10 protein-coding genes and 1 pseudogene are annotated in these 18,844 nt (G+C 62.7%); 4 read left to right on the top strand and 7 right to left on the bottom strand.

The window, feature by feature from the left end:
• On the top strand, nucleotides 1–442 hold a 442-nt coding region (locus CRT60_RS36120), incomplete at its 5' end, for a hypothetical protein (RefSeq protein ID WP_161957990.1).
• Between the two features lie 258 nt (nucleotides 443–700).
• Here the strand turns inward: CRT60_RS36120 and CRT60_RS06630 are convergent.
• Nucleotides 701–949 carry a hypothetical protein gene (locus CRT60_RS06630; RefSeq protein WP_098735655.1) on the bottom strand — a complete coding sequence of 83 codons (249 nt, stop codon included), beginning with the start codon at nucleotides 947–949 and terminating at the stop codon, nucleotides 701–703.
• Complete coding sequence (locus tag CRT60_RS06625) at nucleotides 946–1,824, bottom strand: DNA/RNA non-specific endonuclease (RefSeq protein ID WP_098735654.1); 879 nt, start codon at nucleotides 1,822–1,824, stop codon at nucleotides 946–948. The genes CRT60_RS06630 and CRT60_RS06625 overlap by 4 nt, the downstream gene beginning before the upstream one ends.
• Before the next feature lie 587 nt (nucleotides 1,825–2,411).
• Here CRT60_RS06625 and CRT60_RS35525 point away from each other — a divergent pair.
• Nucleotides 2,412–2,636, top strand: a complete 225-nt coding sequence (locus CRT60_RS35525) for a hypothetical protein (protein ID WP_143273115.1) — start codon at nucleotides 2,412–2,414, stop codon at nucleotides 2,634–2,636.
• Between the two features lie 257 nt (nucleotides 2,637–2,893).
• Here CRT60_RS35525 and CRT60_RS06620 read toward each other — a convergent pair whose 3' ends face one another.
• The 4 genes from CRT60_RS06620 to CRT60_RS06605 form a co-directional block, all read right to left on the bottom strand.
• Nucleotides 2,894–4,630 (bottom strand): DUF4236 domain-containing protein, encoded by a 1,737-nt coding sequence (locus CRT60_RS06620; RefSeq protein ID WP_098735653.1) that lies wholly within the window; start codon nucleotides 4,628–4,630, stop codon nucleotides 2,894–2,896.
• An 11-nt stretch (nucleotides 4,631–4,641) separates the two neighbouring features.
• Nucleotides 4,642–9,663, bottom strand: a complete 5,022-nt coding sequence (locus CRT60_RS06615) for an AAA domain-containing protein (protein WP_098735652.1) — start codon at nucleotides 9,661–9,663, stop codon at nucleotides 4,642–4,644.
• A gap of 608 nt (nucleotides 9,664–10,271) precedes the next feature.
• On the bottom strand, nucleotides 10,272–12,119 hold the full coding sequence (locus CRT60_RS06610) for a phospholipase D-like domain-containing protein (RefSeq protein WP_098735651.1): 1,848 nt from the start codon (nucleotides 12,117–12,119) through the stop codon (nucleotides 10,272–10,274).
• Complete coding sequence (locus tag CRT60_RS06605) at nucleotides 12,116–15,682, bottom strand: DEAD/DEAH box helicase (RefSeq protein WP_098735650.1); 3,567 nt, start codon at nucleotides 15,680–15,682, stop codon at nucleotides 12,116–12,118. Before CRT60_RS06605 ends, CRT60_RS06610 begins: the two co-directional genes overlap by 4 nt.
• Before the next feature lie 486 nt (nucleotides 15,683–16,168).
• Here CRT60_RS06605 and CRT60_RS06600 point away from each other — a divergent pair, with 486 nt between their 5' ends.
• Nucleotides 16,169–16,684, top strand: a complete 516-nt coding sequence (locus tag CRT60_RS06600; protein WP_098735649.1) for a hypothetical protein — start codon at nucleotides 16,169–16,171, stop codon at nucleotides 16,682–16,684.
• Between the two features lie 31 nt (nucleotides 16,685–16,715).
• On the opposite strand, the gene CRT60_RS06595 is transcribed toward CRT60_RS06600, so the two are convergent.
• Nucleotides 16,716–17,717, bottom strand: a complete 1,002-nt coding sequence (locus tag CRT60_RS06595; protein WP_098735648.1) for an MYG1 family protein — start codon at nucleotides 17,715–17,717, stop codon at nucleotides 16,716–16,718.
• A 74-nt stretch (nucleotides 17,718–17,791) separates the two neighbouring features.
• Here CRT60_RS06595 and CRT60_RS36865 point away from each other — a divergent pair.
• A pseudogene (locus CRT60_RS36865) lies at nucleotides 17,792–18,612 on the top strand (isocitrate lyase/PEP mutase family protein).
• Nucleotides 18,613–18,844: the final 232 nt, after the last annotated feature.

Here is an 18,844-nt window from a genome sequence, read left to right as displayed (position 1 = left end):
AGGTTCGGGCAGGCTCGTCACCAGCCTCGATACGCCGCCCTCTTCAGACCGTCATCACCCAGTTTCCCGCATAGCTCTTTTCCTCTCGGGGAAGGATCTCGATGCACAGCAGAAATTCGAAACCGCCTATTCTGTCTTCGATGCTTCCGTTAATAAGTGTTGGCATCTCGGAGGCGTCGCAAATGCTTTGAAGATGCCTAAATATGTCAGCGGGGGAGATTGGTTCCTTGGTATCGTCCTGACATTTTTCTTTGGGATTGGCCTCCTGCTTCTGGCTTGGTTGATTTCGCTAAAATTCTCGGGACGCCCTTCGACTGAAGGGGCGAAGCGCATTCAATCGGCTTTGTTGTCGGGGATCAAAGATCACCATCAAAAGCTCATAGATGAATTGTACACGGCGTATCAGTTGCAAAAGATGGAAGCGGTCGCAGCAGTACAGTAATCACCTTCTCGTCCGGTACCGAAGCGCCATGCCCGGTGCCGGTGCGGGGGGGAAGGTAACCTGGATCATTTACCGGCGAGTGCTTGAAGGGGCACTTCAAGCACTCGCCGTCCGCGGCTACGGCCCCGACACTCCAAATGGTATGGAAGAACCTGCGCGGCATTTGAACGTTAGACAGGTAGGAAAGGAATGGCCTCATAGCGCGTGCTGACGACTCTACGAACATGCCGATAGGCTTTGCATCCTCCGGCTCACCGATTACTGAAACGGGTTCTCGACCGCATCCGTCGGCTTTGGCGGAGGGATCTGATCGGGAAGGTCGGTCTCGTTCTCCAGGGATTTCACGACAGCAGCCAGCAGGTCACGCAGCTTGCGGGCATGCTCCAGTCCCTGCTTATCGCGCGTGAGGTCGATCGACCCATAGAGCGCCACGCGGTCGGTGCCGTTCTCGACCTGGAGTTCACCGATCTGCATGGCTCCGGCGTCATCGGCATAAGGCTTGATCATCGCATCAACTCCTTCAGGAACTTCAGGACATCGTTTTCGGCGAAGCCAGGCTCATCCTTCTTCCGCCCCCGCCCCGGCGCCTGGGGTTCCGGAAGAGCCAGCACCGTCGACTTGGCCGCGGCCGGGATGCCCGGGAAGACTGCGATGCCGGTGACCTCTTCCAACTGTGCAATGGGGATGCGCTGGTAATCGTTCCCCGGTGCGTTGGGCACGAGATAGGCGGCAGCCTCACGGCGACGCGGATCGTAGATGGCCTTAAACACATGGGTCGGCACGAGGACCCGGCCGCCGATGCGCTGGAGGTTGGTGCCCTGGAAGACGGGACCGGTCACGACGTAGATCTCGCCGCGGGTGTTCGCGAGATGCCGGGTCGCCCCTTCGATGGCGCTCCAGATCCCGCGGTTGCTCTCGCCAACCTGGGGGATCATGTTGGCCAGGGTAAAGCTCTCCTGCTGGGCCTTCGGCGTCGGCATATCGCCATTTGGCGCGAGGTGCCCTCTATCATAGCCGGAGCGTTTGAAGTCGGCCAACTCGGAGCGTTCGTCCGGCGGCAAGGCCGTTTCCGCGTGGAAGGCGCTGGCTTCTGGGCGCTCGAGGCCCTTGGCAGCTGCGACGCTGTCCCGGGTCAGGTGCTCGACCGCATAGAGCGGGGTGCGCGTCACCCCGGAATGCAGAACGGCGAACGCCGAGTAGCAGAGCTCCCGCGTCTTCGCCGCCAGCTTCGAATTGATCAGGTCCGGCGCCACGGCCCCGGCATAGTGGGCCGGACATGCCGTTGGCGCGGCATCGGCCGTAACCGGAAGGGCGAACAGAACGAGCGCCGGAAGCGCGCAGGCGACCGCCCATCGGGCAAGGGCACGTGGTCCGCGAGGCATGTTTTCTCCATTCCCAGGGCAGGCTGAAGCTACGACAGCTTGCGGATGGATGTCACGTGAGCCGAAGATCGGGAGCTAACCAAGGATTCGTCGATCGCTTTCCCTACCGCTGTCAACTTACATGTCGATTAGTAAATGAAACACAAAACCTAAAGGTGCTCAAACTCACCTCTTGCAGCTTGGCATCGAAACTGCGATCAACAGTGCAACCCTATCCATTTCCGTCAGTTGTCGCAAAGATGCAGACCACTCCTGGCCCAGCTACCCTAGGCATAGAATTTCTGCGCATGTCCTGCTGGCGCTGCAAAGCGCCGATGTTCGGAGTGACCGGCATCGTCCTCCCTCCCACGGTCGCAGATACATGGAGAAAGGAGGAATGGGGGGCCGATACTTGGTCCTACTACCACTTCTGGAGGCTCGCGGAACTTCCTGATCCGACCACAATGGCCTTGGCTAACCACGTAGCGTCCCTACGTGCGCTTAACGGAAGAGTCGGTCCAGTGGAGAAGCGGCACAGCAAAACCACGGATTCGAGTTACTGGGCCGCGGTATGTCCAGCATGCAGGCGTATTCAAGGCGACTTCCCGATGACCGAGCGCCGATTTTCCGCGATGACCGCTTTGGGTTACGGCACTCCGGTACGGTCGGCAGGAACGATGATCTATCGTCCCTGGCGGTCCGAACTTACCGAAGACCTGCTCTACCTCGCCGCCGGGAGCGCTGAAGTCCATCCTAACGTTGATCCCTCCTGGTCGGACGCCATGGAAACCAGCCCGATTTGGCTGCGTTACTACGCGGATAACGGGGAATAGTAACATGTCGTTTCTATGGCTCACACTTCGGCCGCGGGCTAGGTGCCATGCCCGAGTGCTCCTGCCCCTCAGCTTGTAAACCTCGGTGTGATGTCAGTGCCGCGACGGGAAGCAAGTCTCACCCCCCACGGCTTCTTCAAACTGAACACGCCGCCTCGAGCGTCCGGGCAAAGCCAGCAGGCGACAATGGATCTTGGTGGTCTTGTCGACTCGGCCGCCGGGTTTCCTGGTGATGGGTCCCTGCACCATGGCTTTCATCATTCTTTCACCGGCTCGATCAGGCTGTGATGGATCCATCCGGTTGGCTCCTTGTCACCGATCTGAACCCAGTCACCCCCGCGGCCGAAAACCGTAAACCGCTCGCCCTTGCGCGCGGTCTTGATAACGGGAGCGTTGGCGCCGCCGTCCTTTCGAACGTTGGCCCCCTGGGCACGCACCAAAACCACATCCCGCACGGGCGTCTTGTCGGAAGTGGGCGCCTCAGTACCTGCGAGAACCACGGTCGGAAGTGGTGAAGGAGACAGGGGTGGAGCCGAAGAACTTATGGCGGGTGATGCCGATGGCAGGTCAGGCCCTCGCGTTTGCGATGCCGGAAGGTTGCCCGTTGCGTGATTGGCCGACGCGACCAGGTCATTTGCCGCTGTCCGAAACTCGGGAACCGTCAGCCATGCGGTCGCCAGTGTTACCGCGAACAGCACGAAAACCCCGTCAAGGACCAGGAGAGGACGCCGCCGGGGCTGAGCCTCTCCATCGGCCTCGACCTCGATCGCCGTTTCAAGCGACGCCGTGTCGACCGCGTCGGCCGCGGGCGTGATCGATCGACTGCTTTTGGCCTCGGCAGCAAGCGCCTGCTGGTAACGCGAGAACGCGCGCCCGAAGGAGAGCACCGCATCCGCGCTGCTGACCATGTAGGCTTCATTGAGGCCGGTGTTGCTTCGGACCGTCAGTTCGCCGTAACGGGCGATCGGAATCTGGCGATTGTTATTGAAGCGCTTATCGCGTGAACCGTCCTTGTTGGCTTTCTTCCAGGCGTGACCGACCACCGCGGCGTCGCCTGGCACTGTCTCCTCCTCGATGAAGCGGGTCTCGTTCGCCCAGATGTCCAGGTCGGCGATGTCGACAAGGGCAAATTCGCCGCATTTCTCCTGAACGAGCACAAAGCCTGGGTAGAGCCGAAGGTCCTCGCCGTTCGCGTTTCCAAAGTTCAGCGCTTCCCAACGGGCCTTTACGAGGTCACTGCGCGACACGTCGAAGCGAACCGGTCTCCTCGTCACGGATTTGTATGCCGTCGTCCTCTCGACGTAGCGGTTGGTCGCCACCTCATTGGTAACGTCCCATATGCGGGAACTTGTGCGCAGCCGCGCGTAGGTTCTGCGGACTTCGTCGTACAATTCCAGAGTCTGCGCGTCGAAGTCGAAGTCCAGTTGGATCGTTGCAAACTCCAATGCTTGCTTGGCGGTCTCGAGTTCAAGGCACCGGGTTGCTGTTCGTTCCTCGAGGAGTGCAATCCAAGGGTTTGTGAGAAGCCGAACGACAAACAATCTTGAAAATCCCGTGAACACACGCCAAGCAAAGAGAACCCGCTTGTGACCGGCAATTTCACTTTGCAAAGCGCGGCGGCGATCAGCGGCCTCGTTCACAAGCCTTTTCAGGTTGGTCAGTCCCGGGCTGGTCAGCGCGCTGACGGCCGCGCTCCGGATCTCGCCGGGAAGTACCCCGACCGGATGAGAGGTTGGTCCGGGGACGAATGACCGGCCACCGAGAGGCGAAACGGCTGTCGGCACCGCAGGGACATGCCGTGGTGGCGGTGGCGTCAAGCTGGCTCGGTATGAAATGCCGGTGCCTGGAATGCCCAGCGTCATGTGAGCCCGGCCGTCCAAGCCGACGTTCAGAGACGCTCCCGGCACCCCCAGCGTCGTGCTGATGCGCGCCCCAGAGAAGTTCAGCTTTACCCCGGGAAACAGCCGAACGGATTTGCGGAAGCGTAACCCCATGAGTGTCCTCCTCAGGCCGCCACCGCAGGCGCACGCTCGATCCTCTCAATTACCAAGGATCGTGTCTTCCCACCACCCAGGTCGACCTCGATTTCGTCCTCCAATGCGCTGCCGAGCAGCGCCATGGCCAGCGGCTCGCCGACATGGATGATGCCGACGTCAGGCTTGTGTTCCGTCTCGCTGATCCGGACCCGGACAGCGCGATTGGGCGTGTCGTCGTAGCGTACGACCACGAGATCTCCAGGCTCCACGGTGATTGAGGCTGTTGCTACCGCGTCGATGTTCTCCGACTCCGGCATGGGCACCGCATCACTCTCGGCCTGCGCCGCGGGGCGGACGAGCACGGCAACCTCTCCATCATCTTCAGCCAACACCGGGATCGACTCAGGTGCGAGTTCAACAGCAGGTGGCGGCTCGACCTCCGCACTGACCTCACGGAACTCGGTCCAGGCACCTTGTGGCGGTTCGGCCCCGAGTGGCTCGATGCCCATGCCATCCAGCGTGCGTCGCAGGTCCGCCAAGCTGCCCTCAGGATCAACTGTCCATTCCGACCCCCAGCAGCGCCAGAAGGTCCAGCCCAGCCGCTCGAGTGACTTCTGGCGACGGAAGTCGTCCGCCCAGCGATCAGGACCATGGTAGGCGTCGCCATCGAGCTCAATCGCCAGACGACGGTCGTCTGCGCCCTCGACCACGAAGTCGATGCGGTAGCCGCCGACCGGAACTTGGGGGCGGATGCGGTAGCCAAGGTCAAGCAGGCGCGCGCCGAACTCTTTCTCGAAGCCGGAGTCGCAGACGTCGAGCACGTCCTTGCGAGCGATGACCTTGCCTTCGCCCATAGGATTGCGGAAGTGCTCGATGACCTGGAGCTTGAGATCCCCAGGCTTGAGGTCGGACGAAGTGACCGAGCGGACCAACACCAGCCGGTCGCGGGCCCGCGACAAAGCCACGTTGAAGCGCTGCTCGAACATGCGCGACCGCTGCGCCACCGCCGTCTTTGGGCAGGCCACCATGGACAAGAAAACGATGTCGCGTTCTTGGCCTTGGAAGGTCGCGGCGCTGCCGCACATGATGCGATGTCGGTCGATGACGTCCGCACCGAGTTCGCGCATCAGCCGGTCGTAGATCAACTTCGCCTGCTTGTCGCCGATGAGCGAGATGATCCCGATGGTGCGCTTCTCAAAGGCTGGATCTTCGGACAGACGCCGCACTTCTTCGACGATGACCTCGACCTCGCGCTTGTTCACATCTCCGGTCTTTTCACCATCACGCACCAGGATGTCAATAAGTGGCGGGTCGAGGCGCTCGGTAGCCTTAGGCAGGCGCATCGGCACCAGCAGGTTCTGGTAGAAGCGGGTCGAGAAGCGGATGATTGGCTCGACGCAGCGGAAGTGCTCACGGAGCAGCACCGCCTTCCCGGGGAAGATCATGCTGCCGAGTTCATAGAGCGACGTTGCCGGATCCATCTGGTCGGCGAAGGGCAGGCCGCTCAAATAGGTGGTGCGCAGTTGGACAATGGTGCGCTCGTCCAGGCCGACGTGGTTCGGACTGACCTGTTTGTCGTCACCTACGATCAGCAATTTTCTGCCCCGCAGAACGGCGGGCAAGGCGGTTATGTCGGATTGGCTTGCCTCGTCGACGATCACCAGGTCGAAAGCATTGAGGGTGGCGGGCAGTTGCTCGGCGATGCGCCACTCCGGCAGGATCCAACACGGCACCGCATCCGCGGCGTCGAGCGTGGCGTCGCGGATGACGCGCCGGTGGCGTCCGGCCGCCTTACCGGTTCCGGCACCCAGCTTGGCGATGGCCGCGGCGAACTTGGCAAGGGCCGCCTCGATGCGCCCCGTCAAGGCCCGCTTGAGGCCCAGAAACGTGCGAAGCCTCACAACGTCCGCCAAGATCACGCGCTGCCGCGTCTCGAGTTCGGAGCGTTCATTGGCCAGCTTCTGGATGGCGGCGCGGTCGCCGATACTGCGCACGAAGCCGTCCGCCCGCGCCCACTCCCAACTGGCTCGCCAATCTGGTGGCGTCCAGCCATCCATTCCGTCGAGCACTGGGTCCGTCGCCAACATTTTGGCCCACCGGGGCGCGCCCGACCGGCAAACCGCGTCGGCAATTTCGTCGAGCCGCATACGATGCGGGCGCAAAGCCGACAGGCGTTCCGCTTCCGCGCAGACTTGCCGCCATCCGTGGGCGAGATCGTTCGGAGCGACCGAGGCATCGCCGAGGGCGCCAGCGAACTCCATCAGCCCAACGTGGAACGGAAGGCCCCGCCCTGCGGCCAAGGCCTCGATTTCCTGTCGGACAGCCTGGGCGTCGACGAGTTCCGCCTTCTCCAGGTTCGTCGCCAGGGCGTCGAGTGCGCGGGACACATTGCCCTCATAGACGGCAGCGCACGCATCAAGCCCGTAGGGGAATAGGGTCTGGAGAGCATCGACGCAGGCCTTAGCCTCGGAAGCGAAGCGTAGAAGCGACGCGATCAGCCGCCCCAGGCGTAGGAGTTCGCCCCGCCCACTCGGCCAGTCGGTCGGCACCGGCGGCAGACCAAGGCTGCCGCAGATGGCCGACCAGTTGCGCAGGAAGGCCTGCGCGTCGCGCTGCCAAGTTCGGCAGGCCTTCACCTCCTCCCACTGTCCCGGGTTGACGGGAGCGCTGCCGCCAACCAGCACCCGAGCGAGGCGTTCCTTGAGGGGGCCCTTGCCGAACGAGAACACGCCGAACGGCTTCTCGCCGCGGGCTTGGACGGCCACGGCCGCATCAAAGGCTTGGTCGTCAGACGGCACGTCGCCCGGATCGACACCCTTGAGGGCGAAATCGCGGCCGTCGGCATAGAGCCTGGCCCACTGGTCCAAGGCACGCCGCAGCGCAGCCACGGTCGCCTCGTCCGAGCGCCGGACCCCGAGCAGGATCTGGTAGGTGCTCACCATCCAGGTCTCGGCCCGAACCTCCTCGAAGAAGACCTGGTAATCGGTGAGCCAGTCCTGGACCGAGCGGGCCTGCTCCAGGGCGGCCGCGGCCATGTAAGGCACGTCGCCGCTGCGCGATTGCTCCTCGAGTTCCCGCGCCCGTGCAAGCTCCCTATGCGCGGCGAGCACGCGCGCCACATCGGGCAGGGCATCCAGGTCCGGCAGGTCATCCACAGCGTAGGCCAGATCGCCCCCGAGCCCGCGACGTATGTCGCGTGCCTCGGCAATGTCGGCATCCGAGAAGCGTGGATTGAAGCGGGCGTCGAGATCCAACCGGTCCTCGAACCAACCATGCAGGGAGCGGCCCTGCATGACCCGCTTGGCCAAGGCCATGGGAAGCACGCCTTCACCGGCGCTCTCGACATTCTCGAGGTTCCGGCGGGCGTAGGACAACAGTTCGCTGTCGATGACCTTGATGCGGTCTCGGATGTTGGCGAGCAGGCGCTGGTTGTCGATGATCTCCTGGCTGACCTGCTTCGGATTGATCTGCTTCGCCTCGTTCGCCAGGACCTGGACGGCCTGTTCCAGGTGGCGGGCGCCTTCGCGGTCGCTGTGGATGACCGAAATAGCAAGTTCGCGGACTCCGGGCGGCAACTTGTCTTGGAGTGCGGTCAACGCCTCGGCGGTCTTGGCAGTGATCAGTACGCGCTTGCCGGTGGCCAGAAAGTGGCAGATGACGTTCGCGATCGTGTGCGTTTTGCCGGTGCCGGGCGGCCCCTGCACCACCACACCATCCGCCTCTTGTAGGCGGCGCAGGATTTCGCGCTGATCATCGTTGTACGGCAGCGGGAAGAAGGCGTCGGACTCTTGCGTCGACGTGCTGCCCGAACTTCCGCTGCCAGAACCGCTGGGGCCTCTCGCGGGAGATCTTCCGACAGTTTCGGGCAGGTTCCATGACGCATCGTTCAGGTCGAGCCCACCGTCGTCATAGAGCCGTTCATCGCTCGGCGGCCTGACGAATTGCAGGGCGGCCGAGGGCAGATCCTCATCGGCCTCGGCATCCTCTACGCGCTGGATCAGCTTCTGGATGTCGTCCTGGCGAAAATTCTCCGCCCGCTGGCGGACGTAGAGGACCCAGGTGTCGCTGATCCGCAGGGTGCCGTCGATGGCAAGCAGGGAACGGTCGTTGGGGTCGCGCCCTGCCTCGTCCGGCACGTAGGCGCCAGATGCGGACAGACGCGCGGCGCAGGATTTGAGCAGCGGCTCAAAGGACTTCCGCTCGAACGGCGAGAAGGTGACGTCGGGATCCTCGACGATGCGCTCCAACTGGCTACCGGCATCCCGCTGGAGCCCCTTCGAACCCTCGACCTCCAGAGCGTGGAACGGCTTCAGGGACAAAGACGGTGGAACCTGTCGCGGGCCAACGGTCAGCGTACCGTCCTCGAAAAGTTCGAGTTCGACCAGTTGCTCCAGGACTGGCGCGTTGATGCGGCCGTTCTCGCGCTGCCAGCGCGCGATGCCGATGCCCCAAACGAGTTCGATGGCATTGTCATCGCCCGCGGCAATGACGCGCTGCTGCACTTGGTATAGCTTGTTGTAGACGTCGATGCTGCGACGGCGCGGCTTCTCCACCTCGGCCCACTTCGCCCATGCGCCGCCGACGTACTCCTGCCAGGCCTGGCGGAACTCCGGCATGTTGTGCGTTCGCAGGATGGCGTCCATGATGGCCGGGAACTCCTCGTCCGTTTCCCGGGGCTTCATGACGTCATCGGGATCCAGCAACCCGGCTTCGGCGAGGTCCGAGATCTCTTCGATGCTGAGCCGGAGCATGCGGTGATCAAGCAGCGTCGGTGCCTTGTCCGGAGACGGATGCGGCGGTGCCTTGACCCAGCCGTCGAACATAAGGTCAGGCGCCGGTGGCTGTGTCTCCCGCAGACGCTTGAGGCGCATCCAGATCTCGGCGTCGACGCTGAAGTCGATGCCCTCGAGACCGGCTAGTGTCCCCTCGTGGAAGTGGGGGTGCTGCTCGGCCACCAGATCGTAGATGACCTTTTCGTTGAGGCTGACGAGTTCCTGCGTGTAGAGCAGGACGTTGCGCAGGTCTTTTTGTGTTTTGGTAAGCCCCGCCATCTCGCCCCATACCTCTGTCGGTTTTGCCAAGATGCACAAATAGCAAAACTACCAACAATCGTAAACCGTGGGGATACCTCTCCCTTGTTGTTGTAGACTTAGAATCTGGCCCAACAGGCAGAAAATGCCACGTTTTGGACCCGCTGCTTCCGCACTGACCTGCCGATCAGCGTTGAGCTTCAGTATGGTAGGCGGAGTTTCGTGCATCCAGATCCATCTACCACTGGCGGTGGTTAGTCTCCGTTCCCTGACTGCTGGTGCGCTGGTCAATCCGCACGCCAACAGTGGCCATGGTCGAGGATGACCGACACGCACTGGGTTGTTTTCCGCGGAGCGCAACGTCGCTCAGAGCCCACGCCCGAAAGGTCTGGTTGCAGGAAGCGCTTGAGGAAGGCAAGATTGCCGTTCGTGAGGGCAAACAGAGCTATGTCGGATCCTAAACGCTCGGTTGATGTCCGCCGATTACGCATCCACCGCGTGGGGATCGCGGCGACTCACAAACCGTCCTCTTTAACCCGGCGGCAGGTCTGATGGGACGACCGCACGAATGGTGCCAAGCGACTCAGCTTCGGCAACTAGCATGCCATGCTGCCTTGGGTGACAAAACGTCACTCAGGGGGATGATGGCGATCCGGGTTGTCGGGGGACGAGGAGCGTGCACCTGAAAATGCTGCGGTCCGTGTCAGGATCTCCTCGAAGATCGCTTCCATCGTCCTAATTAACCTGCTCGCAATCCCGGGCTGATGAATGACGATGCCGACCTCCGACCACGGGAAATTGACATCCGTGGACGCGGAAGCCCAGTTCATGCTGGTGACGACAACATGGTCGTCATCCCAGGCGATGAATTTCCCGTGCAGAGGAATTTTCTGGAGATGGACGAGGAGAACCCCTTCCTTGGCGGCCTCCTCCATGAGGTCGCGGGCGTGGCGTCTCTTGATGGGGCCGGTCGGCTTCGTGAACAGGATGGTCGCGCGCAGGTTCTTCTGCTTGGCGGCAACGCCGCCTTGCATGAGCGCCCCTGGCCGTGCAACGGAGCCGAGCTTGTGGCTCCCGATCATGAACCGCCGCCTCGCCTGCCCACTTGCCTCCCTGATGAGTGCATCATGCGCCTCGCCGACGACGATGCCCACCTCTCCACCATTCTCCACCGGCGCCCTTGGCAGCCTAAGGAGATCCCGAGCGGTGATGGCCAACTCGGTCGCGAGGCCGCTGGTGTCGATGATGCCACGGTAGCCGACGAGCTTCTGGAAGGTGGTCGCGACAGCTGCTACGACAGCGTGGTCACGCAAGACGACTGAAACCTCGACGGCGTCAAATGGCGCCGAGAGCCAGTTGCACGAGCCGACCACGGCCGTCCAAAAGCCGTCCTGCCGATCAGCCAGCAGGATCTTGGCGTGCGATCCCGTCGAGCGCAGGTGGACCTTTACCATGTTGCTCATCGCGGGATCGCCGCGGACCAGTTCCGCGATCTGGACTGCCGCGCTCTTATTTCTTTCCTCAGTCGCATCGTCGTACTCGGCGCCCCAGAGAATGTCGAACCTCACTCCCCGCTGGCAGGCCGCCCTGAAGTGGTCTGCGAGATCGGCAAACTTCTCAGTGTTGAGAAAGGTCGAAAGAATGACGACCCTGCTGGAAGCCTCTTCGATGACCTTGACGAGAAGGCTGCGGTGGATCCTCCCGCCCACCACCAGATCGTCCTCCCCGACTTGGCAGGGGAGCATCAACACCTGCTGCCGCTCCTCCACCGGCCCTTGGTACTGGACCTTGAACTGGGCCTTCCCCCTGTCGTCCCGGGCCGCGGCGAGGATGATCCGCCTGAGACCGTCGGATGCCTCGTCCGGCAGGTCGCGGAAGGCATCCCCATGCACCCGGACGACCATAAACTCGTTCCTCCAGATCGCCGTCGATTTGTCCTCGACGTTGACGATCTGCTCATCCCAGTTGCGGGCGGTCATTTCGGACAGACGCTCGAAATTGGCGTGATGCGACATCGGTGGCGCGTCGCCCTGGACGTCAATAACGCGGACGTCGACCCCCTGGTCGCGCTCCTGCTGAATGCGGCTCTGGTTGAAGGGAGGGCGGATGTCCCGGCGCGCGAATAGCTGCCCGGTCGCCTGCTCGACGACGAACGAAACCCGACGTGACATGCGCTTGGGATAGTAGGGAAGCTGATTCCCGCTCGACATCAGCCGGAACCCGAGGTCGCTCGTCTTGAAGGCCGCGCCACCGTCGGCAAGCGTGACCTCGACCAGCCGGAAACGCATGAGGCGGGCGATCGACGCGACGACCACCTGTCGCGGCAGCCCGGCGTCCTGAGCCAGTTCTTGGAGCGACCTCGGACGCCGCGATAGTGACCACATGAAAAGCTCGTCGAAGACGCTCCACGGCCGCCCCTTGTCGAGCCACACCTTGCAATTCACCCGGATGATAGGGATGGCCACCAGCATCGTCATGGAATCGCCTCCAGTTCGACCGGGGCGACCTTGCGCGCCGCGGGCTGACCACATCGCCCCTCGCTCCCCTGAAGTGCGTCGATCTTGGATTTCATCCGCATGAGGAAGGACAAGTCATTCCCCTGCGCGTTGACCGCCACGCCCTTGTCCCTGACGTCCGGCGCAACCCCGAGGACCGCGGCCTGGAGGAAGTCAAGGCTTCCCACCAAGACCATCTGCCACTTGGCCCGGCTGAGCAGGACGTTCATCCGGCGGCGGTCACGCAGGAAGCCCAGTGCCCGCGCTCCAGCGCGCGGGCTGTTGCGGACCATCGAAACGATCACCAAGTCCGCCTCGCTGCCTTGGAACGAGTCCACCGTGCCCACGAACCCACTATCGTCCCGGACCGGCGCGAATTCCTCGAGGTGCGCCAAGGCGCCGCGCCTGTGCTCGGCCATCATTGCCTTCAGCGCCTCCACCTGCGCCTTGTACGGGGACAGGATCGCGAGGGTGGGACGCTTCCCACCCGTCGATGTCGCCCGCACGCGCTTGAGGAATTCCATGACCGCCGCCACCTCCCCTGGATTGTTCCAGCGGGGACGGTCCTTTTCCGCCGACACTCTGTTGCCTGTCCTGCTTACGTGGTCGAAGTCGATGACCAGCACGGGGGGACTCAGTTCGGGAGCGGACCAAGTGAACGGCGGCGGACGGCTTGCCGCTGCCTGCCGGGACTCGTGGGTCGCCAGCTTGTCCTCGTAGAAGGCGTGGGAGACCACCTCTGCGATCGCCGGATCCATGCGCCTCTGTTCGAGCAGGGTCGCCGAGATCGGGCGGTGCGCCTGATTCCCGGCCGCGCGCCTCGCGTCGTCGTTCACGAAGGCCCGGAAGGGTTCCAGCATCCGGACGGCGGTGAGGCAGATGTCCTTCAGCTTGACATCATCGTCGGCGAACCCATTCAGTTCGTCCAACTCAACATCCATGAGGAGCCCGCCGACGAACTTGGGGGCCTCCTTGACCACATCCTTGGCGAGCCCGTGATTCTCGAGCACCCGGATCATGCGTTCGGAGTCGAACGGGGGCAGCTGGTTGTGGTCGCCGATCAGAAGACGGCGCCCAGATAGCATCAGCGGGCCGACGAGTTCTGGTCCCGTCGCCTTGGCCGCCTCCTCGACGATGACCCAATCGAACTGCTCACGCTCCTCGACCAAGCGTTCGACATCCGGGGAGTTCGCCGTCGAGATCACGATGTTCGCCGCATCGATCACCAAGTTCGACACGGCACGCAGGCCGGTCCTTGACGCTTGGTCCATCTGGCCGTCTCGCCAGTTCTTCCCGGCCGCGTTCCGGAGCGACTGGAGGCGCTGGCGGGTTTCCAAGGGGGCATCGCTGAACAACTGGCTGGAGACGACACGGTCAAGATACTCGCCGGATATTCGGTTGACCTCATCATCGCTGGTCTCCTGCCGATCAGGCGTCAACGAGCGCACGATGATGACCTCGTTCATCCCGTTTTCCGCCAGCGCCTCCTTCGTCTTGGCTTGGAGGTGGTTGAGGGCGTCGTGGCCCTGGGCGGTGAGGAGGAGCCTGGAGAACGGGTCCGTAGAGAAGCGTCTCCGCACCACCTCCGTCACCAGGGTTGTCTTGCCGACGCCCGGGGGGCCGACGACCCAGAAGCCCGGGGTTGTCGTCCAGATACCCTTCAGCGCCTTTCGTTTCGATTCATCCAGGTCAAGGAAGTGCTGGTCCTCCTCGTCGAGCGCATCCGCATTGACGCGCCGACTGCGCCATGGGTCGACCAGCATTCCGACGAGGTCCGTCCGGGTGTCGAGGGCGGCGATGTGGCGCAGTCGCCTCCGGATGACGTTCTCAGTCCCGGCGTCCCGCTCGGCCCTGAGGAAGAGCGAGCGACCTTCTGGCAAGTCGTCGTCGATCTCAAATTCGTAGGCTTTAGACCCTTTGTAATCCACCACGGTGACGAAGCTCGCGTCGATGTCCCCCTGCCTGCTGCTGCCGAGGCTCATCGACGTGCTCAGCCTCCATTTCGTGTCGCCATCCCGGTCGTCGTCATCGAATAGCCGCATCAGCGCGGCAGCGGTGTCAGGCATTCCAAGGCGCTTAGCGAAGCGGCGCGCATCATCGTCCGTCTTGGCTTGCAGCCACACGAAGCGCTGACCCTTCTCAGTCCTGCTGTGAACAACCTGTACCGGATAGACCTCGAGCGCCTTGACCACGGCCTCGACCATCTGGATCAGGAACAGGGCACTCCTGAGCGCAGCATTTCCGTCAAAGGTCGGCGACTCCTCAGCGATGGCAAAGTGGCTCCAGTCCAAGACCGCGGGGCCGAGACGCTCTCGGAGTTCGGTCGCCTGCCTCGCAAAGGTGGTCACCTCAATGGGATTCACGATGTCATGCTCGTCCCAGTCGTACGTCGTCTTGGCCTCTGCCACAGGCGACATCTCGACGCACGTGGCGATGTCCCAGACCGGCGTCCCGTTATCAACGAAGGCTTTCAGCCGATAGACCATCTCCGACGTCACCAGCCTCATGAAGCTGGTCCCCGGGGTGAACGGCCTCTCAACGAACAGCGTTGCACCACCGGCGATGTCGGCACGCACCCACGCCATCTGCTGCTGGCGCTCGTCTTCGGCCACATCACCGCCGGTCGCGTCGTAGATGGCCGAAGCCAAGCGGGATCGCTCGAGAAACAGGATGATGAACCTGCCCGATCTCGTGCTCACCGACATCGCGACGTCCTTGATGATCTCCCGAACCGTGTGTGTCGCGGACCGCGCGTCTACAGAGTCGCGGGCGCCCGGCGCCACGAGACGCTTCAGGAGCATCCGCTCCCGCATGCCCAGCATCATGGCGTCGTTCTGCGGGCCAGCCGTAACCTCCCCATTCGCGTTCAGGGTGGCCCCGAGGATGTCGGCCGCTAGCTTGCCCAGCGCCTTCCAGTCCTCAGCGAAGGAGTAGAGATGTGACTGCTGGCCGCCGACCCGTGCGTGGCCGTCACCCACGGCCTCGGAATGCAGCCAAAGGCTCCATTCGAAGCCGCCAAGCCGAAAGTCGGGCGTTTCGCCGCCATCTGTCCAGACTGTTTCGGCCGAGATCCTCCCGTGGACAAGGCCCTGAGCATGAATGATGCCGAGAGCCGTAACCAAGCGCTCGAAGTTCTTCCAGAACAGCGTTCTGGCCCTCGTCGTCATCAGGTTCTTCAGCCAGTGCTGGCGGTTGGCCTGCTTGCGCCTGACCGAGAGCGGCGAGCCGAACAATTCGAGGACAACTGCGAAATCGTTGTCATCCTCAAGATACTCAAGGATGTCGACCACGACCTCCCTGGCACCGGCGTAACCTCGAATACGCGACACCTGCCGCATCTCGTGCAGCCAGAGAGCCTTGATGTCCAAATCGGCGGCGGTCCCGGTCTTCCGCCACAACTTCAGGCAGCGGTCGACACCATTCGCTTTGTCATGCACCATGTAGAGCGCTGGCTTCAACGCGCGACGATCCCCAGCTGCGATGGTTTCCCCGATAAATTCGAAGCGTTCGTCGAGAGGCTTCAGCCCACGCTTGCCTTTAGCCATTCTCTTCCCTCGCGAGAAATACCATCACGGGATCAACGCTAAAAATATCCAAGACACCCGATAGATATTCAACCTTAATCTGATGCCATCCGTCTTACTCTCCTGCCCGAGCAGAGCCAGGAGCGCGCGAAAATTGCGAAATTCGTTCTTACCAACGGTCATTCCGGGGTAGCAGCGCCTGCGCTGACGAAGCGTTGCAGGTAGTGGTGGCGATGTAATGGAATTGTCCGATTTGCGCCCACCGCTCTCATGAGAGCAGCGACGGAACTGACGTAGAACATATGGCGAGCCTCTTCTGGAGGTTGCCGGGGCAGCTTTCGTGGCCGGACACGGCATCAACAAGCCACGCCTAATCCCCGTAAGACGCTTACGAGGTTTGGGAAGGCCTCACGCACGCCAGCAGGAAGACGCCCCAGTACCCATTGTATCTGTTTACAACACTTGACGTCGCCTTTTTGCATATGTAAACAGATACAAGGACAGGTAATGGAGGATGAAATGAACGGAGCGAAGGAACAGACAGAGGTTTTCTCGATGCGCCTGTCGGCTGGCAAGGCCGCTGGATTTAGGCGACTTGCTTCGACCGAAGGGAGGGATCCGGCCGAACACCTTGAGTATCTCGCCGTCGAAGCGATGATCGCTGCGGGGCTGCTCCCACCGCACGAGGTCGAGGTTCATCGCCTGCGTGAAGGGCTGGTCCGCCGCTTCGTAGATGCCGCCGTCAGGATCTACGCGGCAACACCGCGCACCGACATCACGGCTGAAGCGGCCAAGCAGATCGTTGCGGAAGCCAGTTGGCTGAAAGATTACGAGAGATACAAAGAGCTACGGGAGATTAGGACGATCAACCCAACATTCGGGCGGCGGGTCAAGCTGAGGCTGAACCTGCTCACCGGCAAACAGTTTGCCGTACCGCAGCCGAACATCCTTAGCTATGCCTCACACCTGCTGCCCCAAGACGACGGGGGGCTCCACGTCCTCCCAGCGGGTGACGACTCGTGATCTAAAGGTGCGCCCGAAGCGGTTCGCGGCGTTACTTGGCGCCCAAACCCGCCGGTTCACGGGTAAGGCCGAGGGCGATGCGGGCCATCGCCAGCGCGCCCTCGCGAGAGCGGGCGGCCGCAATGAAGCGGTTCAGGTGGCAGAACACGGCGTCCGGCACGCCGGACACGCGGGCGAGTTCGGCGTCGCGCAAACCCGCCCATACATCGGGCAGCGGCAGCTTCTGGGCGAAGCTGCCCGGCTCCGGCGGCATGCAACCGACCATCCAGGCGACACCGCCCTTGTCCGGGTAAACGGCGAACAGCACCGGCAGGTCTGCGTCATGCGCCGGTCCCTGCCAGGGCATGCCGCGGTCGAGCTCCAGCACGTGCGGGTCGGCCGAGCGGGCATGCGCCTCCAGCACAATGTCGCGGGCGGCGATGCGGGCGCGGATCTGCTCGACGCGACCGTCGAGGAAGGCACCCGCGATTTCAGCGGCCTGGACGAATCGTTCGTCCTCAGCCTGAGCCCGGTCGACTTGAGCCGCGTCCCAGGGCAGGTTCAGGACCTCGATCAGGGACGGCAGAGCCATCCCGTCAGCGACCCGGGCCGCCCGGTCAAGGCCCTCGTCGCCGAAGTCGGGGACAGGGCGCTGGCCGTTGTCAGCGAGGTCGACGAGACGGACTACCTGCTCGTCCATCTCCGTCCAGACCCGCTCAACAACGTCCTCGCCGCCGCGTCCCGCCAGGATGGCGCGCACCGCGTCACGGCCGTATGCAGCCCACAGCAGGCCCGCCGAGGAGTAGGGCGCCCCGTCGAGACGCACCGGGGCACCGCGCTGATGGTGGTCAAAACGCCCCCGCGCGGGGTCGAATACGCCGCCAACGTCCCAGACGATGTCAGCGGTCTCGATAACGCTCTGGTCGCGGGTACGCGTCAGCATGGAGATGGCCAAGGCCTCGGGCGGCAGGGCCCGGCGCAGGATGGCGTATCCCAGCACCTCATCGCAGTGAAACGAGCCACCGTGGGTGACAAGCCGAAGGCTCTTCGTCATGGTTTTCCTCCAGATGGATTCCAGGACAGCCCTCGGAAATCCGGATCTAACAGCCCTCTTTTAGGAGATGAACCATGGCTCGCACCATCGCAGAAAAGCTTGAGGCCTTCCGTGCGCTTCATGAGGAGGGCTGCTTTATCCTGCCCAACCCCTGGGATGTCGGCAGTGCCAGGATGATGCAGCACATGGGCTTCAGCGCCCTGGCGTCGACGAGTTCAGACTATTCCTGGTCGCAGGGCCGCCCCTAAAACGGCATCGAACTCGGCGATGTCCTGGAGCATCTTGGGATCCTCGTTCTTGCCACGGATCTCCCGGTGAACGCCGATTTCGAATCCGGCTTCGCCCATGATGTTGAGGAATTGGCTGCAAACGTTCGGCGTGCAGTCAATGTCAGCGTCGCGGGCCGGTCGATCGAGGACATCCGCGCCGATGGCGGACCTAACTTCTACGATACCGCCACTTCTGTCGAACGCATCCAAACCGCACGCGCCGCCATCGATCAGACCGGCGAGGATGTCACCCTGGTGGCGCGCACCGAAATCCTGCTGAGCGATCCACGCGGGTATCCGAGGCAATCGACAAGCTGGTGGCCTTCGCCGATGCAGGCGCCGATTGCCTCTACGCGCCCGGCGTGATCGAGAAAGCCGACATCGCGAGCATGGTTCGCGCCGTGGCACCGAAGCCAGTCAACCTTTTGGTGATGCGTCCGGATGTCACCCAGACGGAGATTGGCGATCTCGGTGTGCGGCGGATCAGCGTCGGGGGTGGGCTGGCGCGAGCAGCCTGGGGGGCGGTCATGCGCATGTCGGAGGCGATGAAGGCTGGATCGTTCGAGGGACTCGCATCCGGCACATCCAACAAGCAACTCAACACAATCTTTGGCCGCAGAGATTGACCTGCCGCGCCTTCTCATCCTCGATGTCGTCCTTTATCCTCTATATCCCCTACCTCTGCGTCGGCATCTCTCTGCCCATGATTCGACTGTTCGTGGCCGGAGACCTCGACCTCGGCAAACTCTGGGCAGGGGCTGAGTGTCGGCAGCGCCTTCCTCGCCACCATCCTCACATGTGGGTTCGCCGGAACGCTCTTGGATCGATGTGGTGGGAAGCCAGCCGTCAGCCAGGGAC

Origin of the sequence: Azospirillum palustre (genome assembly GCF_002573965.1) — a bacterium.
In the GTDB taxonomy this organism is placed as follows: Bacteria; Pseudomonadota; Alphaproteobacteria; order Azospirillales; family Azospirillaceae; genus Azospirillum; species Azospirillum palustre.
Note: the sequence above shows the minus strand (reverse complement) of the source record. Positions and strands in the feature narration are given on the sequence as shown.